Origin of the sequence: Oceanimonas baumannii, assembly GCF_002245495.1 — a bacterium.
GTDB lineage: Bacteria > Pseudomonadota > Gammaproteobacteria > Enterobacterales > Aeromonadaceae > Oceanimonas > Oceanimonas baumannii.
Window position 1 is genome coordinate 92,832 of sequence record NZ_NQJF01000006.1, and the last position, 24,371, is coordinate 117,202.

At 56.0% G+C, this 24,371-nt stretch carries 23 protein-coding genes, 4 tRNA genes and 1 pseudogene; 13 read left to right on the plus strand and 15 right to left on the minus strand.

Going from position 1 to position 24,371, the window contains the following annotated elements:
- Window positions 1-7: 7 nt before the first annotated feature.
- From B6S09_RS08270 to B6S09_RS08280, 3 genes are all read left to right on the plus strand, one after another.
- Window positions 8-2,272, plus strand: a complete 2,265-nt coding sequence (locus B6S09_RS08270) for a DUF6351 family protein (RefSeq protein ID WP_094278037.1) — start codon at window positions 8-10, stop codon at window positions 2,270-2,272.
- 29 nt (window positions 2,273-2,301) lie between these two features.
- On the plus strand, window positions 2,302-2,703 hold the full coding sequence (locus B6S09_RS08275; RefSeq protein WP_094278038.1) for a hypothetical protein: 402 nt from the start codon (window positions 2,302-2,304) through the stop codon (window positions 2,701-2,703).
- A 120-nt stretch (window positions 2,704-2,823) separates the two neighbouring features.
- Complete coding sequence (locus tag B6S09_RS08280) at window positions 2,824-3,039, plus strand: YMGG-like glycine zipper-containing protein (protein ID WP_094278175.1); 216 nt, start codon at window positions 2,824-2,826, stop codon at window positions 3,037-3,039.
- A gap of 6 nt (window positions 3,040-3,045) precedes the next feature.
- Here the strand turns inward: B6S09_RS08280 and B6S09_RS08285 are convergent, their stop codons facing one another.
- The gene (locus B6S09_RS08285; protein WP_094278039.1) at window positions 3,046-3,540 is read right to left on the minus strand and encodes a CAP domain-containing protein; all 495 of its coding nucleotides are present in this window, start codon (window positions 3,538-3,540) and stop codon (window positions 3,046-3,048) included.
- Between the two features lie 206 nt (window positions 3,541-3,746).
- On the opposite strand from B6S09_RS08285, the gene B6S09_RS08290 reads away from it, so the two are divergent.
- A complete protein-coding gene (locus B6S09_RS08290) occupies window positions 3,747-5,000 on the plus strand; it encodes a methyl-accepting chemotaxis protein (protein ID WP_243832814.1) in 1,254 nt (417 codons plus the stop codon).
- Between the two features lie 66 nt (window positions 5,001-5,066).
- Here B6S09_RS08290 and B6S09_RS08295 read toward each other — a convergent pair whose 3' ends face one another.
- Genes B6S09_RS08295 through pepA form a run of 3 tightly spaced genes read right to left on the minus strand, consistent with a single transcriptional unit; the run spans window position 5,067 to window position 9,880 of the window.
- A complete protein-coding gene (locus tag B6S09_RS08295; RefSeq protein ID WP_094278041.1) occupies window positions 5,067-7,919 on the minus strand; it encodes a valine--tRNA ligase in 2,853 nt (950 codons plus the stop codon).
- 4 nt (window positions 7,920-7,923) lie between these two features.
- Window positions 7,924-8,367 carry a DNA polymerase III subunit chi gene (locus tag B6S09_RS08300; protein ID WP_094278042.1) on the minus strand — a complete coding sequence of 148 codons (444 nt, stop codon included), beginning with the start codon at window positions 8,365-8,367 and terminating at the stop codon, window positions 7,924-7,926.
- Window position 8,368: 1 nt separating this feature from the next.
- Entirely contained in the window at window positions 8,369-9,880 is a 1,512-nt protein-coding gene (gene pepA, locus B6S09_RS08305; RefSeq protein WP_094278043.1) for a leucyl aminopeptidase, read from the minus strand.
- Window positions 9,881-9,973: 93 nt separating this feature from the next.
- On the opposite strand from pepA, the gene lptF reads away from it, so the two are divergent.
- Together lptF and lptG are read left to right on the plus strand one after the other, a co-directional pair.
- The gene (lptF, locus tag B6S09_RS08310; RefSeq protein ID WP_094278044.1) at window positions 9,974-11,149 is read left to right on the plus strand and encodes an LPS export ABC transporter permease LptF; all 1,176 of its coding nucleotides are present in this window, start codon (window positions 9,974-9,976) and stop codon (window positions 11,147-11,149) included.
- Window positions 11,149-12,219 (plus strand): LPS export ABC transporter permease LptG, encoded by a 1,071-nt coding sequence (gene lptG / locus B6S09_RS08315; RefSeq protein ID WP_094278045.1) that lies wholly within the window; start codon window positions 11,149-11,151, stop codon window positions 12,217-12,219. Before lptF ends, lptG begins: the two co-directional genes overlap by 1 nt.
- A gap of 34 nt (window positions 12,220-12,253) precedes the next feature.
- On the opposite strand, the gene B6S09_RS08320 is transcribed toward lptG, so the two are convergent.
- Entirely contained in the window at window positions 12,254-12,748 is a 495-nt protein-coding gene (locus B6S09_RS08320; protein ID WP_094278046.1) for an RDD family protein, read from the minus strand.
- Window positions 12,749-12,923: 175 nt separating this feature from the next.
- Here B6S09_RS08320 and B6S09_RS08325 point away from each other — a divergent pair.
- From B6S09_RS08325 to B6S09_RS08345, 5 genes and pseudogenes are all read left to right on the plus strand, one after another.
- A tRNA-Leu gene (locus B6S09_RS08325) sits at window positions 12,924-13,008 on the plus strand.
- Window positions 13,009-13,132: 124 nt separating this feature from the next.
- Complete coding sequence (locus B6S09_RS08330) at window positions 13,133-13,621, plus strand: pyrimidine dimer DNA glycosylase/endonuclease V (protein ID WP_243832820.1); 489 nt, start codon at window positions 13,133-13,135, stop codon at window positions 13,619-13,621.
- Window positions 13,622-13,753: 132 nt separating this feature from the next.
- Window positions 13,754-14,610: pseudogene (locus B6S09_RS08335) on the plus strand (IS5 family transposase).
- Between the two features lie 222 nt (window positions 14,611-14,832).
- The gene (gene rlmD / locus B6S09_RS08340) at window positions 14,833-16,173 is read left to right on the plus strand and encodes a 23S rRNA (uracil(1939)-C(5))-methyltransferase RlmD (protein WP_094278048.1); all 1,341 of its coding nucleotides are present in this window, start codon (window positions 14,833-14,835) and stop codon (window positions 16,171-16,173) included.
- Between the two features lie 59 nt (window positions 16,174-16,232).
- Window positions 16,233-16,433: a hypothetical protein gene (locus tag B6S09_RS08345; RefSeq protein ID WP_094278049.1), complete on the plus strand. Its 201-nt coding sequence runs from the start codon at window positions 16,233-16,235 to the stop codon at window positions 16,431-16,433.
- Window positions 16,434-16,472: 39 nt separating this feature from the next.
- Here the strand turns inward: B6S09_RS08345 and B6S09_RS08350 are convergent, their stop codons facing one another.
- The 6 genes from B6S09_RS08350 to rsmC form a co-directional block, all read right to left on the minus strand.
- Entirely contained in the window at window positions 16,473-17,036 is a 564-nt protein-coding gene (locus tag B6S09_RS08350; protein ID WP_243832815.1) for a CBS domain-containing protein, read from the minus strand.
- A gap of 69 nt (window positions 17,037-17,105) precedes the next feature.
- Window positions 17,106-17,393 carry a hypothetical protein gene (locus tag B6S09_RS08355; protein WP_134113975.1) on the minus strand — a complete coding sequence of 96 codons (288 nt, stop codon included), beginning with the start codon at window positions 17,391-17,393 and terminating at the stop codon, window positions 17,106-17,108.
- 135 nt (window positions 17,394-17,528) lie between these two features.
- Window positions 17,529-17,614 (minus strand) — tRNA-Leu (locus B6S09_RS08360).
- A gap of 72 nt (window positions 17,615-17,686) precedes the next feature.
- Window positions 17,687-17,772, minus strand: a tRNA-Leu gene (locus B6S09_RS08365).
- Window positions 17,773-17,817: 45 nt separating this feature from the next.
- Window positions 17,818-17,903: transfer RNA gene (locus B6S09_RS08370), tRNA-Leu, on the minus strand.
- 122 nt (window positions 17,904-18,025) lie between these two features.
- Window positions 18,026-19,045 carry a 16S rRNA (guanine(1207)-N(2))-methyltransferase RsmC gene (rsmC, locus tag B6S09_RS08375; RefSeq protein ID WP_094278176.1) on the minus strand — a complete coding sequence of 340 codons (1,020 nt, stop codon included), beginning with the start codon at window positions 19,043-19,045 and terminating at the stop codon, window positions 18,026-18,028.
- Window positions 19,046-19,333: 288 nt separating this feature from the next.
- Here rsmC and dapA point away from each other — a divergent pair, with 288 nt between their 5' ends.
- Complete coding sequence (dapA, locus tag B6S09_RS08380) at window positions 19,334-20,206, plus strand: 4-hydroxy-tetrahydrodipicolinate synthase (protein ID WP_094278052.1); 873 nt, start codon at window positions 19,334-19,336, stop codon at window positions 20,204-20,206.
- A 50-nt stretch (window positions 20,207-20,256) separates the two neighbouring features.
- Here the strand turns inward: dapA and hfq are convergent, their stop codons facing one another.
- A complete protein-coding gene (gene hfq / locus B6S09_RS08385; RefSeq protein WP_094278053.1) occupies window positions 20,257-20,628 on the minus strand; it encodes an RNA chaperone Hfq in 372 nt (123 codons plus the stop codon).
- Window positions 20,629-20,786: 158 nt separating this feature from the next.
- Here hfq and B6S09_RS08390 point away from each other — a divergent pair, with 158 nt between their 5' ends.
- Complete coding sequence (locus tag B6S09_RS08390; RefSeq protein WP_094278054.1) at window positions 20,787-21,959, plus strand: Bcr/CflA family efflux MFS transporter; 1,173 nt, start codon at window positions 20,787-20,789, stop codon at window positions 21,957-21,959.
- Window positions 21,960-22,023: 64 nt separating this feature from the next.
- On the opposite strand, the gene B6S09_RS08395 is transcribed toward B6S09_RS08390, so the two are convergent.
- The 3 genes from B6S09_RS08395 to B6S09_RS08405 all read right to left on the minus strand — a co-directional run bounded on the left by B6S09_RS08395 (window position 22,024) and on the right by B6S09_RS08405 (window position 24,368).
- The gene (locus B6S09_RS08395; RefSeq protein ID WP_014291396.1) at window positions 22,024-22,233 is read right to left on the minus strand and encodes a cold-shock protein; all 210 of its coding nucleotides are present in this window, start codon (window positions 22,231-22,233) and stop codon (window positions 22,024-22,026) included.
- A 256-nt stretch (window positions 22,234-22,489) separates the two neighbouring features.
- Window positions 22,490-23,473 (minus strand): hypothetical protein, encoded by a 984-nt coding sequence (locus tag B6S09_RS08400; protein WP_094278055.1) that lies wholly within the window; start codon window positions 23,471-23,473, stop codon window positions 22,490-22,492.
- 145 nt (window positions 23,474-23,618) lie between these two features.
- On the minus strand, window positions 23,619-24,368 hold the full coding sequence (locus B6S09_RS08405; RefSeq protein WP_094278056.1) for a TIGR04219 family outer membrane beta-barrel protein: 750 nt from the start codon (window positions 24,366-24,368) through the stop codon (window positions 23,619-23,621).
- Window positions 24,369-24,371: the final 3 nt, after the last annotated feature.

Below are 24,371 nucleotides of genomic sequence, written 5' to 3' on the forward strand. Positions count from 1 at the left end.
GAGTCGCATGTTGTCCTGTCGCATTGTTTTGCTGTGGTTGATATCCTTCCCGTTCATTCTTTCCGGTTGCAGTGATATTCAGTCCCATTTGGGGCGACACCTGCTGCCGGATACCCCGGAAGCCGTGGTTGAAGCATTGCCGCCGGACTATGATCCTGCCAGGCCCCGGGCTCCCTACAAGGGGCCTCATGCCGCTCTGATCCAGCTTGATCTTGATGCCTTTGATTTTCCGCTCCAGCCTGGTGATATCGGGCCGGTAGATACCTCGCTCGGGCCGCTGCAATACCCGTTTTCCTGTCATACCGAAGAGTCGGGTCTCGGACAACCCGTGGCAGATAATCAGGAGGGGATCGGCACTCCGGTTTATGCCGAAGAGAATGGCATCAAAAACAGGCAGAAACTGCTGGGACACAGCAAAGATTGTCTGCTGCCAACCCGCCTCGATTATTTCTATAAAATCAAAGCTCAGGATGACTTCCGGATTTTGCCGGAGGGCGACTATCCCGCCGACATGGACTGGCTGGAACGTGATGGCAGGCGTATCCCCTTTGTACTCAGGGTCGAGCGGGGCACCATTAACCGCTTTGTCTATGTGCTGGCCATGCTGGCCGATCCGGATGCACCTGTGACCGGTACAGACAGTCCTTACTGGAATAAGAAACTGATTTACCATTTCAAGGGCGGCGTCGGCATTGGCAAACGTCAGGGCAAGATGAGCCTGGGACGAGTCGGTAGCCGGCTGACGGCTCAGCTGGCTCAGGGATATGCCCTGGCAGGCTCCAGCGGTAATGTGACCAGCAATCATTACAATATGTGGCTGGCGGCCAATACGGCCGAGATGGTGAAAGCCCAGTTTGTAGCCCGCTATGGCCGGCCCGACTATACCGTGGGTATCGGTGGCTCCGGCGGGGCCGTGCAGCAATACCTGATAGCGCAGAACAAGCCGGGCCTGCTGAATGCGCTGATCCCCCAATACAGTTATCCCGACATGATCACCCAAAGCATCTGGGCGCTGGACTGTGAGTTGTTTGAGTATTACTTCGATGTGACGGCCCGGGATAATAAACGCTGGCGGAGGCAGGAAAATCGGGGGCTGGTGATGGGCGTTTCGGCCAGCAGCGAGGTGGAGCACGAGTTTAAAAAATATTATCGCTGGGCGCGTATTGCCGGATTTGGACTGAAGCTGCCCGGGCTGCCAAAAGGTGCGACAGAGTGTTCGAAAAGCTGGCGGGGGCTGGCTCCCCTGACCAACAATCCCCGCTACTCTCACCGGGTACATTATTATGCTCCGGTTGTTGCGGCCAAAGAGCGTTTCAGTCACTGGCACGATCTGGCCCATGTGTATGGCGTCAATGAAAGTGGCTATGCCAACCGCACTCACGACAATACCGGTGTGCAATACGGGCTGGAGGCGCTCAAACGGGCTGATATTTCCGTTGCCGAGTTCTTTCACCTTAATGCCAATATCGGCAGCTGGAAAGCACCGGCTGACATGGCTCAGGAGAAGCTGTGGGTACTGACCGGTGATGACAGCCTGGCCGGTGTGTCTATCTGGAGCGATCATAATATGCGGAAAACGCCGGGCAGCCCGGTGCCTTTGTGGGTGTTTGAGCGCAACCGCGCCGATATGGTGAAAGTCGCTCCCCGCAGCCGGGGTAATCCCGATGCCATTGCCGCCGCCTATCGTTCCGGTCACGTGTTTCTGGGTAACATTGATATTCCGGTGATAGATCTGCGCCACTACCTGGATCCTGAGCTGGATATGCACCATTCCTATGCCTCTCAGTCGGTGTGGCTGCGCATCAAGGCGGCCAGAGGCCATACCGGCAACATGCTGATCTGGCAAAGCAGCAAGCCCTTTAATCCGAGTGATCTGGCCTTTGAGGTGCTGGATGAATGGCTGAAGACCGGTGCGCGACCAGCCAGGGCGGTGGATGCATGCTGGACTGACAGAGGTGCACTGATTGCCGAGGGTGAGGAAGTATGGAATGGTCCCTGGCGAGGAGACGTCGACACCGGTGCCTGCCTGCAGCACTATCCGGCCTACCGTTCGCCCCGCAATATGGCCGGGGCTCCGCTTTCCGGTGAACTGTTTCAGTGCGAGCTGATCCCGGTTGAGTTGGCCGTCAGTCGCGGGGTGTATGGTGAACGTGATATGCGGCCTCATATGCTTATGCTCAAGGTGGTATTTCCGGACGGTGTCTGTGATTTTGAGCGTGGTGATGCAGCCCGCCCCGATAACAGGGAGATGGGGCTCACAGGCGTGCTATAGTGGCGAAAATGATTATCGGGAGTAGCTGAATGTATCCACCTCCGGATCCTCATATGTTGTTATGGGATGAGTATAAATATCGTCACGACCATATCTGGCAGAAGTTATTTCAGATCACCATTGCGGTTGTATTGTTGGGCGCGGTGCCTTATCTCAAGCCCGAAATCACTCAGGTGCTGAAAGGGTGGATTCTGATCGCACCACTGCTGGGCACGGTGCTTAGCCTGATCAGCCTGGTATTAATGCATTTTGAACTGACCCTGTTTGGCAAGATTGCCCGGGCCCACCGCTCTCATCAGGAGGAACAGGGCTTGGTACAGCACAGCCGTCATCATTACTTTCGTTACCTGGTAATGACTTATGTCAGCTTTCTGTTGCTGGTCAGCATTGCCAATATTGCCGTGGTGCGGCTGTTATGGCTGACCAGCTGAACGCTGCGACAGGCGCTTGCACAGCAGGCCTGTTTATCACTGTCCGGCCTGGTGGTTACTGCTTACACTCAATATGAGGACAGGCACTGTGCGCCTGTAGTGTAAACAGAGGTAATGAAGATGGCGATTCATAGCAAAATGAAAGCGGGTGTGGCCGCCGTTCTGCTGCTGGTGGGCTTGTCTGCCTGCTCCAATATGTCGACCCGTGACCGCAACACGGCTATTGGAGCCGGTGTAGGCGGTGTGGCCGGCTCTGTGCTGACCGACGGTAGTGCCATCGGTACCATAGGCGGTGCCGTGGTGGGGGGCGTTATCGGTAACCAGACCAGTAAATAATCCCGCTTAACAGCAGGTCTGCGCCGGGCTCTGCCAGGCAGACTCGCCCAGGTAGTTGCCCGGCGGGTAATAGTTGCACACCAGGATCATCAGATTATTGCAGGTGGCAGTGGCGCAGCCCAGCTCCCGAGTGTCGGGCCATACCATCTGGGTGTAATGGCCCACTCTCGGTATCAGTTCACGGCTCAGCGGCTGCCCCCGGTAATCACGCTTTTCGTTTTCCCAGCTTTTGACACCGTCCAGCTCATCGTAATAGCCCATGGTACCCATAAACAGGTTTTCGCCAAAACCTGATCCCCGGCTGTGTTCAATATCGCAGCGCTTGCTCAGCACCTGAGCCCAGCCAGCGGCCTGGCTCTCGGCCCGGGCCGACCAGACCAGTGGTCCGGCACCCACCTCGGAGCGGGCACTGTTGTGTGCCTCAAGTATGTTCTGACTGACACTGGCGGCGAATAACCCGGTGGGCAGTAGCAGCATCAGTAATGTTGTGAATACACGCATAAGTTTGCTTCCTGTTTTTCTGCTTGTACCGCATGACCTCAGAATATGAGGTTGTGCCCGCTCAGTCCGGGACATTTTGCTCTACTATGATTATGCAGGCTGTCAGGGACGCGCCAGGTCTCGTTTTCAACCTTACCCAGGATGGCTGAAGAGGATGTCATATGTTTAATAGTGGCCAATTAAAGCGGGAACTGCTTGAGTGCAGGATGCAGTATCAGCAGCTGAATGCGGCACAGCAGGCGTTAACAGAGCATGTTGCGGTGATTGAGTTTAGCCCAGATGGTGAAATTCTGGATGCAAACGAGGACTTTTTGCGGGTGACCGGCTATTCCCTTGAGCAGCTCAAAGGACAGCATCACCGCATATTCTGTGACAAGCCACTGGCTGCTTCGCGGGAGTATGCACACTTTTGGGAACAGCTGCGCAGCGGTAAGCATCGGGAAGGCACTTTCCCCCGGTTGACCGCAAAGGGAGAACAAATCTGGTTGCAGGCGATTTACTTTCCGGTCAGAGATGAAAGCGGGCGGGTACAAAAAATACTGAAAATTGCCAGTGATATTACCGAGAAGCAGCAACAGCTGCAGCGCCAGCGTTCGGTGCTGGCGGCGCTGGATCGATCCATGGCGGTCATTGAGTTTTCCGTCGACGGTACTGTACTGACCGCTAACGACAACTTTTTGTCCTTGCTGGGTTACCGGCTGGAGCAGGTGGTGGGACAGCATCACCGGCTGTTTTGCGATGATGATTTTTATCGAGAGCATCCCCGTTTCTGGCAGGAGCTGGCGGCCCGTGAGCATCAATCCGGCCGGTTCCGGCGATTGAACGCTAGTGGCCATGAGATCTGGCTTGAAGCCACCTATAACCCCATTCTGGACGAGCAGGGGCGGGTAGAGCGGGTGGTCAAGTTCGCCAGTGATATCACCCAGCGGGTGCAGCAATCCCGCCGTAATCAGCAGGCATCGGAGCGGGCCTGCGAGATTGCTGTGCGCACCTCTCATATTGTTGAGCAGGGCAATAATACCCTACAGACCTCGGTACACCTTTCCACCCGGGTTTCTCAGGAGCTGGAGCAGGCCATGGGCATTATCAATCAGCTCAATGAGCAGGCCCGCAATATTGAAGAGATTGTGGCTACCATCAGCAGTGTGGCCGAACGAACTAACTTGCTGGCGTTGAACGCCGCCATTGAAGCGGCAAGAGCCGGTGAACAGGGACGGGGATTTGCGGTGGTGGCTGATGAAGTACGTCAGCTGGCTGCGCGAACCAGCCTTGCAACCACTGAAATTGCCCAGGTGGTAGAACAGAACCGGCAGATGACGGCCAGGGCTTCACAGGCAATACTGGATGTGACCGGTGTTGCCGAGCAGGGCAAGCAGCAGGCCCATGAGGTGGAAACCTTTATGCATGAGATTCATGAAGGGGCGCTGGCGGTGCAGCAAACGGTGGCGGTACTGTCCTGAGCCGTTCGGACAGTACCTATAAAAAAGCCCCGGCCATGGTCGGGGCTTTCGTTCAGGAATAAACCGTTACAGACTGGCGATCTGCTCGCGCTGCTGTTCCATTTTGGCCAGGGTAGCCTGGTAGTCGGCCAGTTTTTCCTGCTCCTTGGCCACTACGTCGGCGGGAGCCTTGGCAACAAAGCCCTGGTTGTTGAGCTTGCCTTCCAGGCGCTTAATCTCGCCCTGGATCTTGCCCAGCTCCTTTTCAAGGCGTGCCAGCTCGGCGTCCTTGTCGATCAGGCCGGCCATCGGCAGCAGCAGCTCGGTATCGCCGATCAACTGTTTGGTGGACACCGGTGCTTCTTCATCAGCGGTCAGCAGAGTGATGGACTCTAGCTTGGCCATGGCCTTGAGGAAGGCGTCGTTGTCGGTGGTGCGACGGGCATCGTCACCGGCCGGGCGCAGCAGCACGCTCAGGGCCTGGCCCGGGGGAATGTTCATTTCGGCACGCAGATTACGGATGGAGACAATAAAGCGCTTCACCCATTCCAGATCGGCCATCGCCTGCTCATCCTGCTCGGCGACATTCACCTCCGGATAGGCGGCCAGCATGATAGTGTCGCCGCCACGACCGGCCAGCGGGGCGACCCGTTGCCAGATCTCCTCGGTGATATAGGGCATGATCGGGTGGGCCAGGCGCAGCAGCGTCTCCAGTACTTCGATCAGGGTTTTGCGGGTGGCGCGCTGCTCGGCCTCGGAGCCGTGCCACAGCACCGGCTTGGTCAGCTCCAGGTACCAGTCACAGAACTGGTTCCAGATAAACTCGTACAGGGCACTGGCGGCACGGTCGAAGCGGTAGCCGTCGAGGGCACTGCGTACATCGGCGATGGTGGCCTGCAGCTGGGCACGGATCCAGCGATCCGCCAGTGAGAACTGCAGCTCGCCACCGTTCTGACCGCAATCCTGCTCTTCGGTGTTCATCAGCACATAGCGGGAGGCGTTCCACAGCTTGTTGCAGAAGTTACGGTAGCCGTCCAGGCGCTTCATGTCCCAGTTGATGTCACGGCCGGTGGAGGCCATGGCGCACAGGGTAAAGCGCAGGGCGTCGGTGCCGTGGGCCTCGATGCCGTCGGCGAACTCCTTGCGGGTGCGCTTCTCGATCTTGGCGGCCAGCTGGGGCTGCATCATGTTGCCGGTGCGCTTGGTGACCAGGGATTCCAGATCGATACCGTCGATCATGTCGAGCGGATCGAGTACGTTGCCCTTGGACTTGGACATTTTGTCGCCGTTTTCATCACGGATCAGGCCGGTGACGTATACAGTTTTGAACGGAACCTGAGGCTTGCCGTTTTCATCCTTGAGGAAGTGCATGGTCATCATGATCATGCGTGCCACCCAGAAGAAGATGATGTCAAAGCCGGTGACCAGCACGCTGGACGGATGGAAGGTGGCCAGTTCCGGGGTCTTGTCCGGCCAGCCCAGAGTGGAGAAGGTCCACAGCGCCGAGCTGAACCAGGTGTCGAGCACGTCGTCGTCCTGGCTCAGCACGACGTCATCGGCCAGGTTATGGGTAGCGCGTACTTCGGCTTCGTCCCGGCCTACATAGACCTTGCCGGACTCGTCGTACCAGGCCGGAATACGGTGGCCCCACCACAGCTGGCGGGAGATACACCAGTCCTGAATGTCACGCATCCAGGAAAAGTACATGTTCTCGTACTGCTTGGGTACGAACTGGATGTCGCCGTCTTCCACCGCCTGGGTGGCCACTTTGGCCAGCGGTGCGGCACGCACGTACCACTGATCGGTAAGCATGGGCTCGATCACCACGCCGCCACGGTCGCCGTAGGGCACGGTCAGATCGTGATCCTTGATGCTGTCGAGCAGGCCCAGGGTTTCCAGCTCGGCCACCACGGCGCTGCGCGCCTCAAAGCGGTCCAGGCCGTGATAGGCTTCGGGCAATTCAGAGTTGTAAGCGTCGCTCGGCTCGCCGGTGGAGGTAAACACCTCGGCCTGGCTGCGAATGGCGGCGTTAAAGGTCAGCACGTTGATCATCGGCAGTTGATGACGCTTGCCGACTTCATAGTCGTTGAAATCGTGGGCCGGAGTGATCTTCACGCAGCCGGTGCCCTTTTCCATGTCGGCGTGATCGTCACCCACAATGGGAATACGGCGGTTGACGATGGGCAGGATGATATCCTTGCCGATCAGATCCTGATAGCGAGGGTCTGCCGGGTTCACTGCTACCGCGGTATCGCCCAGCATGGTTTCCGGACGGGTGGTGGCCACTACCAGATAGTCCTTGCCATCGGCGGTCTTGACGCCATCGGCGAGCGGGTAGCGGAAGTGCCACATATGGCCCTTCTTGTCCTTGTTTTCCACTTCCAGATCGGAGATGGCGGTGTGCAGCTTGGGATCCCAGTTCACCAGGCGCTTGCCGCGGTAGATGAGGTCGTCTTCATACAGACGTACAAACACTTCTTTCACCGCGTTGGACAGACCCTCGTCCATGGTAAAACGCTCGCGTTCCCAATCCACCGAGGCACCCAGGCGGCGCAGCTGCTGGGTGATGGTGCCGCCGGATTCCTGTTTCCAGTCCCAGATCTTGTCGATAAAGGCGTCACGACCGTAGTCATGGCGGGTTTTGCCTTCTTCGGCGGCGATCTTGCGCTCTACCACCATCTGGGTGGCGATACCGGCATGATCGGTGCCCACCTGCCACAGGGTGTTTTTGCCCTGCATACGCTGGTAACGGATCAGGGTGTCCATAATGGAGTCCTGGAAGGCGTGTCCCATGTGCAGGCTGCCGGTCACGTTGGGCGGCGGGATCATGATGCTGTAGGCATCTTTGCTGGTGTCGCCGTGGGGCTTGAAGTAGCCCTTGTTTTCCCATTGCTGGTACAGGGCCTGCTCAATGGCGTTGGGATTAAAGGTTTTTTCCATGGTGTTATACATCTTGAGTTTGGAGTGGGACCGGCTCGGTGGTCAGCTCGAAGCCGGCCTGGCGATAGGCCTTGAAGCGCTCCCGGGCCTGCTGCTTGCCGGGGTCTGAGGCCGGCACAAAATCGTGCAGCTGGCCAAAGCGGCGGGCAAAGGCAGGGGCATCGGGGGCCAGATTAATCAGCACGGCGCGGCCGCCCTGGGGTGGCTGCCAGCCGATCACCACGGGCGCGCCCTGGCGCGGGCCTTCGCCTTGCAGGTTGTGGGCCACAAAGCTGTCGGCTTCCTGTTGCCACAAACGCTCGTCAATGGCCTCGGCCAGGGCCTGGTCAGTGGTGTAGATAAACACCCCCAGGCCCTGGCGGTAGCAGTCGGTGGCGAGACGGCACACCAGCTGTTCCAGCAGGGTGTCGTCGTCGTTGGGCAACAGGTGAAAACAGCCGGTGTTCATTTTATTCTTCGACGTTCAGGGCACCGGCGCGGTTCAGCAGGAACTGGGTCAGCAGCGGAACCGGACGACCGGTGGCTCCCTTGTTCTTGCCGCTTTGCCAGGCGGTGCCGGCGACGTCCAGATGAGCCCAGTTGTACTTTTTGGTAAAACGGCTCAGGAAGCATGCGGCGGTAATGGTGCCTGCCGGACGGCCACCGATATTGGCCATGTCGGCAAAGGGACTTTCCAGCTGTTCCTGGTATTCGTCGCTCATGGGCAGACGCCAGGCCTTGTCACCGGCCTGCTCCGAGGCGTTGAGCAGCTCGTGGGCCAGCGGGTTGTGGTTGGCCAGCAGTCCCGAGGTGTGGTGTCCCAGCGCGATAATACAGGCACCGGTGAGGGTGGCCACATCGATCACTGCTTCCGGCTCGAAGCGCTCCACAAAGGTCAGTGCATCGCACAGCACCAGCCGGCCTTCGGCATCGGTGTTGAGCACTTCCACGGTCTGGCCGGACATGGTGGTGAGAATGTCGCCGGGGCGGTAGGCATTGCCGTCAGGCATGTTCTCGCAGCCGGCCAGAATGGCGACCACATTGACCGGCAACTGCAGTTCGGCCAAGGCATTCATGGTACCCAGCACGGAGGCGGCGCCACCCATGTCGTATTTCATTTCGTCCATGCCGTCGGCAGGCTTGAGTGAGATGCCGCCGGCGTCGAAGGTAAGCCCTTTGCCCACCAGGGCGATGGGGCGGGCATCGGGATCCGGGTGACCTTTATATTCGATCACTGACATCATGGCTTCGTTGTGGGAGCCGCGGGCCACCGCCAGATAGGCGTTCATACCCAGCTCGGCCATTTCTTCTTCACCGATCACGCGGGTGCTGATGTTGTCCCAGGCATCGGCCAGCTGCCGCGCCTGGGAAGCCAGATAGGCCGGGTTGCATACGTTAGGCGGCATGTTGGCCACATCACGGCATACCCGCACGCCCCGGGCAACGGCCTGGCCGTGAGCAATGGCGCGCTCACCGATGGTCAGTTCCCGACGCGTGGAAACATTGAATACCAGCTTGCGCAGTGGACGCCGTGGCTCGGCTTTATTGGTCTTGAACTGATCAAAGGTATACAGGCTGGCAAGGGTAGTTTCTACCGCCTGACGTACTTTCCAGTAGGTGTCGCGGCCCTTGACGTGCAGCTCGGTCAGGAAACAGACCGCTTCCATCGAGCCGGTTTCGTTCAGGGTGCTGATGGTGTTGCGGATAATCTGTTTATACTGGCGTTCATCCAGCTCGCGTTCCTTGCCGCAGCCTACCAGCAGCACCCGTTCGCCCAGCACACCGGGCACCTGATGCAGCAGCAGGGTCTGGCCTGGCTTGCCTTCCAGATCGCCGCGGCGCAGCAGTGAGCTGAGATAGCCGTCGCTGACCTTATCGAGCTGCTCGGCCACCGGCGACAGCCGGCGCGGTTCAAACACACCCACTACAATGCAGGCACTGCGCTGTTTCTCGGGACTACCGCTTTTTACACTGAACTCCATGGATTCTCCTGAGCCTGAAGACAATGGACGCCGAATGAACGATAATGGTGAACATCGCGAAGGCGTCGTATTTCGCATAGTTAATATGCGAAAATGGTGATTTTACGCTTATTGTTAAGCGTTTCCATTAAAAAAGACAAGTTTACACTGGGATTAACGGTGATTGCATTCCGCTATTTGTTTCGTGAAACCCTGAAGACTCAGCTGGCCGTGCTGTTTGTGCTGTTGCTCATTTTTATCAGCCAGAATTTTATCGACGTGCTGGGTAAGGCCGCCAGCGGGGAGATCCCCGGAGCCCTGGTGGGTAAGTTTCTGCTGCTCAACCTGCCGGAGATGGCCACACTGATGCTGCCGGTCAGCCTGTTTATCGGTATTCTTTTTGCTCATGGCCGGCTCTATGCCGAGAGTGAAATGACGGTAATGAAGGCGGTGGGCATGGGGCCGGGGCGTATTATGCGCACTACCATGGTGCTGGCGCTGGTGTGGACGGCGGTGGCGCTGTTTAACTCTCTCTGGCTCAATCCCTGGGCCAAGGCGCAGATGTATCAGCTGCGGGAAGAGGTCAAGGCCGATCCGGGGTTTGCTGTGCTGCGTGAGGCCCGTTTCATGAGTCTGGATGGCGGCCGCATTGTGGGCTATGTGGAAGAGCTGGGAGAAGATGACGAAGGCAACCGGCTCAACCAGCTGTTTGTTGTGCAACAGGGCCAGGCCCAGCGTGCACCGGCCATTGTGGTAGCCGAAGCCGGCCGTTTGCACGAGCGGGAAGATGGTCAGTGGCTGACCCTGGAAAAGGGACATCGCTACAGTGGCACCCCTGGTACCCGCGAATTTGATGTGGCCGGGTTTGATGAATACAGCGCCTATATTCGCCCGGCAGAAGTGGCAGTGGCTCAGAGCAGGATTGAAGCGCTGCCGACCCAGGTGCTGTTAAATGCGGAAGAGCTGGAGCAGCGTGCCGAATTGCAGTGGCGGCTGGTGTTGCCCTTGTCCATGCTGGTGCTCACGCTGATTGTGGTACCGCTGGCGGTGGTCAACCCGCGGCAGGGACGTTATGCCAAGTTGCTGCCGGCCATTCTGTTATATCTGGCTTACTTCCTGCTGCAGACCGCATCGCGCTCCGCACTGGAAGGCGGCAGCTTGCCACCGTTACCCGGACTTTATACGGTTCCTCTGGCCTTTTTGCTGCTGGTGGCACTGCCGGTCAACCTGACGGAAACCGCCTGGTGGAACCGTACCAAAGGCAAGTTCAAACGGAGCAAGGCTGCCTGATGTTTAATATTCTCGATCGTTATATCGGCCGTACCGTGCTGATGGCCATGTTGCTGTGCGAATTCGTACTGGTTGGTCTGTCGGCCATTATTCGTTATGTAGAGCAGTTGCGCAGTGTGGGTGAGGGCAGTTATACCCTGCTGTCCGCCTTTTACTATGTATTGCTGTCCATGCCCAAGGAAATCGTGTTGTTCTTTCCCATCGCGGCATTGCTGGGAGGGCTGATTGGCCTGGGCCAGATGGCCAGTTCCAGCGAACTGGTGGTGATGCAGGCAGCGGGCAACTCCCGTTTCAATATTGTGACCAGTGCGTTGAAAACCGCTGTTCCTCTGATGCTGGTGATCATGCTGGTGGGGGAATATGTGGCACCGGCCACCAAGCTGGCAGCGGATGATTTACGCACTCAGGCCCGCTCCGGCGGTCAGGTGGTGCTGTCGGTATACGGGATCTGGGCCAGAGATGGCGAGGCTTATATCAACATTGGTCAGGCCCGGCGTGACGGCACGCTGAGCAATGTGACGCTGTATTACTTTGACGGTAAGCAGCAACTGCAACGTATCACTCAGGCAGCTACCGCCGATTATAAAAACGGTGAATGGATATTGCTGAACCTTACCGACACGGTGTTCAATCACGGTGAATCCATTCTTACCACTCAGGAAGCCAGTCGTCGCTGGATGACCAGCCTGACTCCCGACAAGCTGGGAGTGGTAGCCATAGAGCCGGATGAGTTATCGATGCAAGGCCTGTTAGAGTATGCGGGATATCTTAAAGACAATGGTCAGGATGCCAGTCTGTATGAACTGGCGTTCTGGCGTAAAGCACTGCAGCCGATCATGGTGGTGGCGATGATGCTGCTGGCATCCTCTTTCGTATTTGGTGCCTTGCGCAGCGTCACTATGGGCGCGCGGCTGCTGATGGGGATTTTGTTCGGCTTTGGTTTTTATGTGGCCAATGAGGTATTTGGCCCCATCAGCCTGGTGTATGAAGTACCACCCGTTATCGGGGCGCTGGGGCCCAGCCTGCTGTTTATCGGCGTGGCCTTGTTTCTGCTTAACCGAAGGGCCTGAGGTGGGGCGGGGTGTTTATTCTGTTGCCCCGTCTTTAATCCCGGCTCAGTAACTGCCTGTTCTGTTCCTTGCTGAGCACAACCACTTCGCAGTGGGCCAGCTTGTCCTGTAATGCCAGCTTGTGGTGCGGATTACACCATACCCAGAAATTACCCAGCCCGAGTAGCGCGGCTCCGGCTCGTACCAGGCATTGCCCCAGGGTCAGCAGGGAGCCATCCGTATTCTGCACGCGCAGCCGCCAGGCGCGCATACCCAGGGTCTGGCCGCTGGTGCGCCAGAACCAGCAGTAGAAAAACAGTACCACACCAAGCAGCACCAGTTGGTAGCCCCGGCTGGCACTGAGCAGAGCGGCGGTATCTTCATACTCGCCCAGACTAATCCAGCCCAGGTGCAGTGCCAGGGCGGTCAGCCCGAAGCAGATAAAACCTGCGACCATCAGCAGTGCCACTACCACCAGAAAATCATAAAGCCAGGAACCGAGGCGACGCATCACTCCGGCCCGGGGCAAGTCCGTATAAGAAGAAGCCAACAGTTATATTCCTTTGAATGACGAAGGGCTGCATTCTAGCAAAAGCAGCGCTCCGGGAAAGCCTGGCGGTAAAGACCAAATAATGTCCAATCGGTGCCAGCGCACACATAATCCGGTTGCGGGAGCAGCAGGGCTGAGTATAATGCGATGGCTCACTCATGGTGAGTCTACCGGTGGCAGTGTGATGGAATTGGTAGACATGAGTGATTCAAAATCACTTGCCTTCGGGCGTGCCGGTTCGAGTCCGGCCACTGCTACCAACAAATAACCCGATATATGTCGGGTTTTTTTGTGCCCGATTTTCGGCTTTTGCTGAGCGCCTCGCATGTTTGGCCGTTGCCTCCTGTGCTGTTCACCGACACAATCATGAGCTGTTCAAACAGGATGATATGTGTGAATATTTTTATACTGGACAACAACATAGAGCGCTGCGCCGAATATCACTGCGATCAGCATGTGGTTAAAATGATCCTCGAAAGTGTGCAGATACTGTGCACTGCGCTGAACAAGAAAGGTTTTGAAACGCCCTATAAATCCACTCATATGAAACACCCCAGCGTGCTCTGGGTGGAAGCCTCATACGATAACTTTCAGTGGCTGACTCAGCTGACTTATGCGCTCAACGCCGAGTACTGCTATCGCTACCGCAAAGAGCAGGATCACAAGTCCATGCCGGTGCTGGCGCAAATACAGCAGTTTACCTACCCTGCCATCGGTCTCACCGAATTCGCCCAGGCCATGCCCGATCAATACAAGGTACCCGGTAATGCGGTGCAGGCCTACCGCAACTTTTATCTGGGCGACAAAATGAAATTCGCCCGCTGGACCCGGCGGGAAGTGCCGCACTGGGTGCGTGCGGCAGACTCCGTTTGAAAGGGCGTTGTTTCCTAAATCAGTGAACTATCTGTCCTACCCATGATCTGATCATCTGACGAACGGAATCGGAGGCAGACCGATGGGCAAAGCACGACACAACATCAGCAACTGGCGGAGTACAACCGGGCCTTGGTCAATCGCGGTTCACTAACCTTCTGGATCGATGAGCAAGCTATCAAGCAATGGAATTGCCATCAGCACCATGGCCGCCGCGGGCGTGGCTTCCACTACAGCGATAGTGCCATTGAAACGGCACTGATGCTCAAGGCTTTCTTCGGCTTTCCGTTACGGGCGCTGGAAGGGTTCATCAACTCCATTTTTCAGCTGATGGATATGCCGCTGACCTCGCCTGGTTACAGCAGTATCAGCAAACGTGCCCAGACCGTGAACGTAAAGTACCACTTGCCCAGCAAGGGCGCGGTCACTCATCTGGTCATCGACGCCACCGGATTGAAGGTGTTCGGTGAAGGCGAATGGAAACAGCGCAAGCACGACAAGGATAAACGCCGGGTCTGGCGCAAGTTGCACCTGGCTGTTGATGCCCGTACTCACGAAGTCATCGCCGCCGAGGTCAGCCTGGAGAATGTGGCCGATAACGAGGTCTTGCCGACCTTACTCAACCCGTTGCGGCGGCAGTTACATCAGGTGTCGGCGCTTACGATACTCGGGAATGCTATCAACTCCTGCCCAAAAAAGGCAGCAAAGCGACCATCCTACCGCGCAAAAATGCGGGCTACTGGGAAGAGGGACATCCGAGAAACGACGCCGTGACATCACTGAAATCAGGAAACCTTGCTGAGTGGAAACGTGCCTCTGGCGACCATCAGCGGTCGCTGGCAGAAACGGCGATGTCCCGTTACAAACAGCTGGTGAGCCCCAAGCTCAGTCTGCGTAACTACAACGGCCAGGTCGGTGAAACCCTGGCCGGGGTTAAGGTCATGAACAGAGTAGGACTCGGTATGCCTGTTCGCCAGCCGGTCAGTTAAGGGCATCAAGCCCAATAGGGACAGGCTTTCTCGGCTCTGATTTGATCAACAACGCCGCTTCAGTACCGAGCCGCGGCCTTTATCCGGGCTTTACTGATGCCTTGCGTTGAGGCTTTGGGCAGGCTGACAGCTTACGGCGGGCTGTTGCGGCGGGCCGGCCTCGGGTAAAATTCATGCTTTGTCGGCCGAGGCTGGCGCAGTTAAATTTTCAGAGTGCTCATCATGTTCAAAGCTGGTCAATTGCTTACCCTTTCCGTTCACAGCCTAACCGATAAAGGGGATGGCGTCGCTCAGCATAACGGTTGTCCGGTTTATGTGTCGGGCGCTTTGCCCGGTGATGAAGTAGAGGTCAGAGTTACCCTGGCGAGACCCCGTTATGCTCAGGCAGAGCTTAAGTGTGTGCTGACTCCGGCCGCAGGCCGCAGGCCCGACTTTTGTCCACATACCGCTTGCGGTGGGTGTCAGCTGCGGGTGATGGACTACCCGGCACAGCTGGAACTGAAGCGTGAACTGCTGCTTGATGCGCTGACGGCGCAGGGAGTGAGCTGCCCGGTGAGCGAGACGGTGGGCATGGCAGAGCCGTTTCATTACCGTAACAAGGCCCAGTTTGCGGTTCAGCCCGGGCCAAGTATCGGTTTTTATGCCAAACAAAGCCATCAGCTGACCGAAGTGAAGCAGTGCCGGGTGCAGGCACCGGTTACTGCCGACATTACCGCACTGGTATACCAGTGGATGCGGGAACAGGCCGTGTCGGCCTTTAATGAGACCCACCATAGCGGCTGTGTTCGCTATATTATGGTTCGGGATGGGACCCACAGCGGTGAAGTGATGGTGGTGCTGGTCGTGGCTGAAGAGCCGGCTGCCGGTGCGCTTGAGCTGCTGGTGGAGCAGCTTGCCGGTGTGCCGAACATGGCCAGTGTACAGCTGTGTGTGAACGATGCCGCGGGCAACCGGGTGTTAAGCTCGCAGGTGCGCACCTTGTGGGGCAAGGATACCATCGCCGATAAACTGGATGAGCTGCAATTCGAAGTTTCGGCGTTGTCGTTTTATCAGATTAATCCGTTGCAGACCGAGGTGCTTTACAAGGAAGCGATGCGCCAGGCGTCTTTGTCGGGTAATGAAACCGTATTCGATCTCTACAGTGGTATCGGCACTATCAGTCTGTATCTGGCACCGTTTGCTGCGCATGTACATGGTATTGAAATTGTGCCGGAGGCGGTGGCTGATGCTGAACGTAATGCGGCCCGCAATAGTATTCATAATGTCACATTTCATACCGGTGCTGCCGAGCAACAGGTACCGGCACTGTATGAACAAGGACTGGTTGCCGATGTTGTGGTGGTGGATCCGCCGCGTAAGGGCTGCGATGAAAACTTGCTTAATACCCTAGTGCAAATGGGTCCATCCAGACTGGTATATGTCTCCTGCAACCCCAAGAGCCTGGCCCGGGATGCTGCCTGGCTGTGCGCACACGGTTTTGAGCTGGTGCAGGCGACACCGGTAGATATGTTTCCTCATACCATGCATGTTGAGACGGTGGCGCTGTTTATAAAAAGCCAGTAAATACTTGATATAACCGAAAATGATAACTATTATCGATTGGGTTCGATAAGGAGGTTATCATGGTGGTGTTGCTGGTCTTGGGGTGGTTAATGCTGGCGTGGTGGGTGCCGGCGTCGTCATTTGCCTTATGGTTAAGTGCTGGGTTCGGGTTATTTACCCTGGTTCTTGCCGTTCCGTCGGTAAGCAGGCAATGGTATTGGCTGCCGGTAGGGGGGCTCGCCGGTCTGGGCTTATTGCTGGCCATGCCGCCTGGAGTATAAAACAGGGCGCGGCGCGCCCTGTTTTATCCGAGAGCAGGCTCAGTCTGATAACGAGTCAAAAATATTCAGGAAGGTGGGCACTTTGCTGATATCCAGATCAATATGCAGTCGTTCAGCCAGATCCCGGGCCGAGATCACACCGCGTATCTGGTGGTGATCCCGGTCTACCACCAGGCAGTAGCTTTCGCCGCTGTGCTGCAGTGTGGTAATGACATCGCCGATGGTACAGCTTTGCAGTTGTTCATAAGCCAGCGCCTTAAGCTGTTCCCGGGGACGCATCAGATCTGATACCGTTACTTCGTGGCGCAGATCTCCATTGGCTACCCGGCGTAACATGGCCGGGCCCGATAGTTGTTTCTGTTCAACCAGTCCTACCAGTTCCCCTTCGTTGTCAACGACCAGTTTAAAACGGCTGTGTTCGTGCAGCATGATCTCCTGAGTATGAGCAGCTGGGGTGTCGGCATCGATCACCTCGGGTGTACTGTGGCTGAAATCTTCAACCAGCTCCATCGCGGGAGAGTGGAGATGGGTATGACCGAAGTGACGGGGGTGAACCAGGTGATCTGCAGCGTCCACGGTATAGAGAGACAGTGTTTTCATCATTATTTCCTCGCATGTTCAGAAGCTGGCTTCTGAACTGGTAAAAGTGTCAGGCCCGGCGGGCGGGGGGGATCAGGCGAGAAAAGTGATGGGAGGGCCGCGGGCGAAATGATGACGGATGAACTGTTGGCGAGCCGGCAGGCTGGTCTCGATTCCGGACGGATAAACGAGGTTGTCTGCCAGCGCGGGCAGCGCTGAAAGCAGGCTGTGCTCCGGGTTATCGCTATCTGCGGGCAGATCGGTACTGGCCGTTGCTGGCAGAGCCAGCTGTTGAACGGCGTGGGCATCTGTGGTGCTGGCAGCGGCGAGCACTGGCTGAAGAAACAGCAGGCAGAGCAGAGAGCACAGCATCCAACGCATTAGCTTAACCGTTACAAGGCATTAACATAGTAATGATAATGTGTTCGTTGCATACCGAATGCAATAGCTATTTCTCAGATTTTTGAGAAAAAGGGAGATAAATCAGCAGGAATAAACCGGGAAGTTAAACAATCTTGGTGCGAAGGGGGGGACTTGAACCCCCACGTCCGAAGGACACTAACACCTGAAGCTAGCGCGTCTACCAATTCCGCCACCCTCGCATACCTGATTGTTCGGCTGTTTTAAATGGGCCAACCATTATAGGATTTGAGCCGTTCGCAAGCTGTTACGCTTGGTGCGAAGGGGGGGACTTGAACCCCCACGTCCGAAGGACACTAACACCTGAAGCTAGCGCGTCTACCAATTCCGCCACCCTCGCATGCTCAAATTTTTGGCTGTTTTAAATGAGACCATCATTTCTCAGTGGTGCGAAGGGGGGGACTTGAACCCCCACATCCAAAGGACACTAACACCTGAAGCTAGCGCGTCTACCAATTCCGCCACCCTCGCCCGTGCTGAGGACTGCGAATTCTATAGATTTTTTATCGTCCGTCAACATGCTTTTCGACGTTAATACATAAAAAAACGGCCCTACAGGCCGTTTGCTCAAAAATGGCTCATTTTTGTGACGTTCAAGCTTGCGCCCGGTAGATTTTAAAACGCCCGTTGGCTGCGATGGTCTCGCAATGGCCAAAGCTTTGTTCGATAAGTTCGGCATAGGGTAAAAAGGCGTTGGCCACCAGCCACAGACTGCCACCGGGCCTGAGGTAGCGTTTGGCCTCACACAATAAGGTTTCCGTGGTGCTGTAAAAGGTTTTCAGGCCGGCATGAAAGGGCGGGTTGCTGATAATGCAGTCAAAGTATCCCTGTACCTCATTCAGGCCATCGGAGGGATATACCTTTGCCTGCAGACCGTTCTCTGCCAGTGTCAGCCGGCTTGCCTCCAGTGCCAGGGCATTAATATCAATCTGTTCCAGTTCAATATCCGGATAGCGCTTGAGCAGGCTGCTTCCGATAACTCCGGCACCACAGCCAAAGTCCAGTACCCGGCCACTGAGCCGGGTGGTTTCGTTCAGCAGCATCTGGGTGCCAGCATCAAGGTGTTCGGCACTGAATATGCCGGGCAGGGTGCAGATGGTCAGGTCTTCCTGCTCGAGCGGATAGCGGCTGATCCAGTCGTTGAGGTGGAATGCTGGTGCTGGCCGGCTGAGTTCAGCCTGATAGAGGCTGGCCCGTCGGGCACTGTCCAGTTTATTGACCTGTTTACAATAAGGAGAGAGCAGTTTGGGGGCGGATTTAACCCCTCCCTTGTTATCGCCGGCAATAAATACGGGCGCTCCCGGAGCCAGCAGGGGCAGACAGGCTGCCAGCAGGTATTGTGCCTCGGCCTTGGCTTTGGGCATTAGCAATAACAGGCCCTGAGTGGGCTGAACGGAGGGAGCTGAGCCAAATTCCGGCGTGATCCGACCATTGTCGTTCAGCCACTGCGCATAGCGGAAATCAGTGGTAAACACCCGGGGTGCCGGGCCGTTGTCGGCCAGCAAGACGGGCATGTTATCTTCCAGCAGGCCGCACACCAGCAGCGGCTGTTGGCACAGAGTGTCCAGATTGCGGCTCAGCATTTCACTGACGGATGTCAGGGCCTCATACATCTTGTGTTCCTGAATATTTTTAAAAACGGCATTATACATGGCATGGCTCCCCTTGACATTTGGCGGTGGTTGGCAAAAGATGCTGTTCAAGGTTTTTTCAGGTGTTATCCATGTCCGCTTCAGTGAAACGCAAACTAATCAAACTGCTTAAACGTAAAGCAGCCCCCGTTTTTGCGTGACCGACGCCTGATACGTTCAGACCCATTTTTATCAAAACCCCGGTTACGCAATTGCGTCCGGGGTTTTTTAATTCAAAATTCAATCCTCTGATCAGGAGAAGGAGTTTCCATGTTTCGCGGTTCTTTAGTTGCCCTGCTAACCCCCTTTGATGGTGATCGGCTCGATGAAGCGGCGCTGCGTCGCCTGGTAGACTGGCACATCGATGAAGGGACTCACGGCCTGGTGCCGGTGGGCACCACCGGGGAAAGTCCGACTCTGACTCACGACGAGCACTGTCGGGTTATTGAAATTGTGTCGGAACAGGCTGCCGGACGGGTGCCGGTGATTGCCGGGGCCGGCTCTAACAACCCGGTGGAAGCCATTGAATACAGCGTGTGTGCTCAGCAGGCTGGCGCAAACGCCACATTGCATGTGGCCGGTTACTACAACCGTCCTAATCAGGAAGGCTTGTACGCGCATTTTAAAATGCTGCACGATGCTACCGAGCTGCCGATTATTGTGTACAACATTCCACCCCGGGCCGTGGTGGATATTCTGCCGGCCACTCTGGCACGGATGGCGGAACTGCCGCGCGTTGTGGGTGTGAAAGACGCCACCGGTGATCTGAATCGTCCCTGGGCAGAGCGGCAGTTGATTAAAAAGCCGTTCTCCTGGCTGTCAGGCGAAGATGGCACTGCTGTGTCTTACAATGTAGGCGGTGGTCAAGGGTGTATTTCAGTGACCGCCAACGTGGCTCCGAAGTTATGCGCCCAGCTGCAGGATCTGACGCTGAACGGCAAATGGGAAGAAGCGCGGGCCTTGCAGGATAAGCTGCTGCCCTTGCATCAGGTGCTGTTTGCCGAGCCCAACCCGGCCTGTCCTAAATATGCTCTGTCTCTGCTGGGGATGGCCAGTGAGCATTGCCGGGTACCGGTAGTACCGTTACAGCAGGATACCAAAGCGCGTATTCGCCGGGTGATGGAAGAGCTGGAACTGATATAAAAAATGGCCGCGCAAGCGGCCATTTTTTTGTATCGGGAATAAACCGAATGTTACTGATCGTCGCCGTGAGGGTCGTTGCCATGGTGATGATCTTCACGGTGGCCATGATGGTCATGGTGGTTGTCATAACGCGGGCGGCGAGGCTTGTTAATGATAACGCCGGTGCGCGGCGGACGACGACTGGCCGGCGAAATGGTAGAAATTTTGGCCTTATAGATCAGTTGTTGCTGACCTCTGGGATCAGACAGCAGAATGCTGTATTGGTCAAAGGCACTGATCATCCCTTCAAGTTTGATACCATTGGTAAGGAAAATGGCGCAGTGAGTTTGGTTTTTGCGCAGCCAGTTCAGTGCCGCATCCTGCCCGTTACCCAATGAAAAGGCTTGCTGCAGCGATTGGGGGTTCGATGATGGGGCTGTCATGTTGGTCAGTCCTTTTTGTTATTTTTCAGTCTTGATTGTGCTTAATGAATGGCCGGCTTGTCAAAGTAAAGCGTCAATTAAATACACCTTTACAGGTGGCGGGATATAAGACAAGACCGGCCGCCGTCCTTATCTGCCCGTCAGCAAAAGGAGTTTGTGTGATCGCTGTTGTATCCGGCACCACCATTATGGTGCTGGCATGCCTGATTGTCAGTATTGGCCAGCTTAGCCTGGGGCTGGTGTTTCCCGTATTACCCGGCATAAGTCAGGCGCTGGCAGAGGAGCCTGAGCGGGTGCAATGGCTGATCTCGGCATATCTGTTTGCATTTGGCCCGGTGCAGCTGCTGTATGGCCCGCTCAGTGATGCCCGCGGCCGCCGGCCGGTGCTGCTAGGCGGGCTGGCTCTGGCGTTGGTGGGAGTGGCATTGTGCATGTTGCCCGGTGCCTCTTTTGAATGGCTGCTGGCCGGGCGGCTGTTGCAGGGGCTGGGGGCCGGGTGCGGTGCCGTGGTATCCCGGGCAATGTTAAGAGATAGCTTTGAAGGCGCTGCGCTGCGCAATGCACTCTCCTATATCGCCATGGCTGCCGCCATCACGCCGGTGCTGGCTCCGGCGCTGGGGGGAATACTGAACGATGTATTTGGCTGGCAAAGTGTGTTTATTGCCATGCTGGCTTATCTGTTGTTGCTGTGGCTGCTGTTGCTGGCTTGTTTCAGTGAGACCCACAGGGGGCCGCGCCTTCGCTTGCATCCGGGTAGCATTATTAAAAATTACTTTACCCTGATGCGGCAACGGCACTTTCTTGGTTATGGTGGCATGTTGTGGGGTCAGTTTGCCCTGATGATGACATCGGTGTCGGTGCTGCCTTATGTGATGCAGCAGCAGATTGGCATGAGTGCGGCAGAGTATGGCCGGTGGGCACTGTTGCCTGCACTGGGACTGTTGCTCGGCGGCATTATCAATAACCGGATCCAGTTCTGGGTTCGATCCGAGCAGATATTGCGGATCAGTCCCTTCATTCAGCTGGTAGCCGGACTGTGGATTATGCTGATGCCACTTGAGCCCTGGCTGATGGTAACCGGCATTTTTATTCAGGCATTGGGCAATGGCATGGCGTTCCCTAATGCCATGAGCCGCCTGCTGGAGCCATACCGGGATCTGGCCGGCTCGGCAGCGGCCTTATCAGGTGCGCTGCAAATGCTGAGTGCGAGTATATTGACTGCGGCTATGGCTTATATTGGGGTGGATACGGCCGTTAGCCTGGGGGTATGCGTAATAGTGGGGGCGCTGGTGCTGAAGGGGTTATCGGTATTTGCGGTAGGGCGCTTTTAAACGATAGCCAGAAAAAAGCCGCGCTGAGAAGCGCGGCTTTGGAATTCTTTATTAACGCAGACTCTTACAGAGGAACTACGTTTTCAGCCTGAGGACCTTTCTGGCCCTGAGCTACGGTGAACTCTACGGACTGACCTTCAGCCAGGGTCTTGAAGCCCGGAGTCTGAATGGCGCTGAAGTGTACGAATACGTCAGGGCCTTGCTCTTGCTCGATGAAACCGAAACCTTTGGCTTCATTGAAGAACTTTACTTTACCTTTAACAGTGTTAGACATACCTAAATCCTGTAAACAAACTTGCTAGAATAATCGACTTTAAAAACACAACCTTTACTTATGAAATACAGGACGAGGTACTACTAGGAACTTCGTAATGAACATAAATTCAGCGGTATCTTCAAAGTCGAAATCACTCTAACCGGTTCCCTGATGGTGGTCAACAGGTATTTTTGTGACCCGTGGCAGGTTAACCCGACTTTATCCCGGACGGAGGCGAGAAAGGGCCGCCCGGGAATTTTTTGTCATTGAATTGTCATCTTCCCCAGGACAGATCGGCCCTGAACAACAGCTCCAGTCGCAGTGTGATACCAAACTCGGCATCGTAGTCCTGCTCCCGGGGAAAATGCAGCTCGGGAATAAAGTCCACAAACAATATTTCTTTGTGAAGATTGCGGCGGTAGTGGCTTAGCAGATAGTAATCATGCAGTCTTGGGCTGGATGCACTACGACCTACGGCCACCGCGGCATAACGGATGGCGCTGCGGGTGCCCAGCAAGTGGTTAAACTCAATGCCTTCGGAATATTCGAGAGTATCGACTTCTTCCTGCCACTGCACGTTGGTGATAAAGCGAAGATGCTGGGTATCACTCAGAGGCCGCCCCAGATCCCAGCGGCTACGGGCAGAGTAGCCTTCTTCGTTAAACCAGGAAACACGGTTCCAGGAATCGAGCACCCAGGGGCTGTCTTCCATCAGCCACTGGCGTTCACCGCTAAAGCGCACATAAGGGTCCAACGGCAGTTTGACCTTGATACCGGCACCGGCGTCAAAGCGCCAGTGCTCGCGTTTGTCACGGCTGCTCAGCCGGCGCAGACCAATTAGGAAATTATCACTGCTGAAGTCGTTATTATTTCTGGCTGTGTTTGCCCCTTGCTCGGCCAGTGTGCCCTGAGCTTCTTCCGGATCACTTTCTATTAAGATACGCAGCCGTTCTTCCGTGGTCGGCAGATCCAGTCGCAAACGCAGCGCCGTGTCCGAGCCGAAATCGTCTCTCTCGTGCCATGAAAACTCCTGACTGAAGCGCAGATAGGAGCCGTTTTCTATGGTCAGGCTGTCATCATTGCCGAAGAAGTTGTCGATGTTACGGGCGCTGTTATCAAGCCAGTTGGTCACACTGTCGTGCACGGGGGTAATCTTGTCTGCAACCCAAAGCGGCAGATCACTGTCACCTTCCGGGTTTTCCTCGGCATATCCAGTGCCAGACAACAGCAGGGCTGTCAGCAGAAGCAGTTTGTTCATGGCATCATCCTTTTTGCCCGGTCATAACCAAGATTAGAAAATGAACCTGAGTTATACCATGTTTGATCAGTGAATGGGGCTGAGGTACTGGTAGTGAAAAAGCCAGTACCAAGACTGGTTTTTGTAAAGCAAGACAGGCAGCTACTTAGAAGTGGATTTCTGCTCCCAGAAATGCGCCATCGAAGTCGAGGTTGGCATCCACGTTGTCGAGACTGTCCAGTTTCAGTCCTATGGCGCGGTAACCTGCATGCACATTGACATCCATCGCCAGGCTATCAATCAGGCGATAGGCCAGGCCTGCTTGATAATCCGACAGCTCGTGACCATCCAGGGTGAGGTAATTCAGCTCACCAAAGGCTGACAGGCCGGTCAGCGGCAATGCCAGCTCGGCCTTGAGGTAACCCAGGGGGAGGGGGGCGCGGAGTTGCTCGGTGCCACTGTGGCCATGGCTGTCGACAACGCGAATGTCCCCGTCGAGGTACTTAACGTTAAGTCCGAAATCGACACTGAACAGCGAGTTGTCGAACAACTCATAGTAAAGAATAAGATCGGTATTGCTCAGATCCAGAGCGGCACTCAACTGGGTGCCGTTGCCATAACTGACGCCACCAAAACTGAACTGACCCGAGACCCTGGTATTACCAGCAACCGCCAGTTCGTTATGGCGAATTTTTACATTTGGCAGTAAGGGAACGGGATGTTCAAAGGCGACGTAGTACACCCCCTGCACCTCCTCTTCAAAACCAAAGCCGGCCCGGCTGTGGTTGCTGCCAAACTCACCACTGGTGTTTACCTGCCAGGCTTGGGCGCCGGCATAGACTCCGAGACTGTCCGCATTCGCTTGCATGCTGATAAAAGCGCTGGTCAGGGCCAGAGCCCATGCTGTTTGTTTCATCAC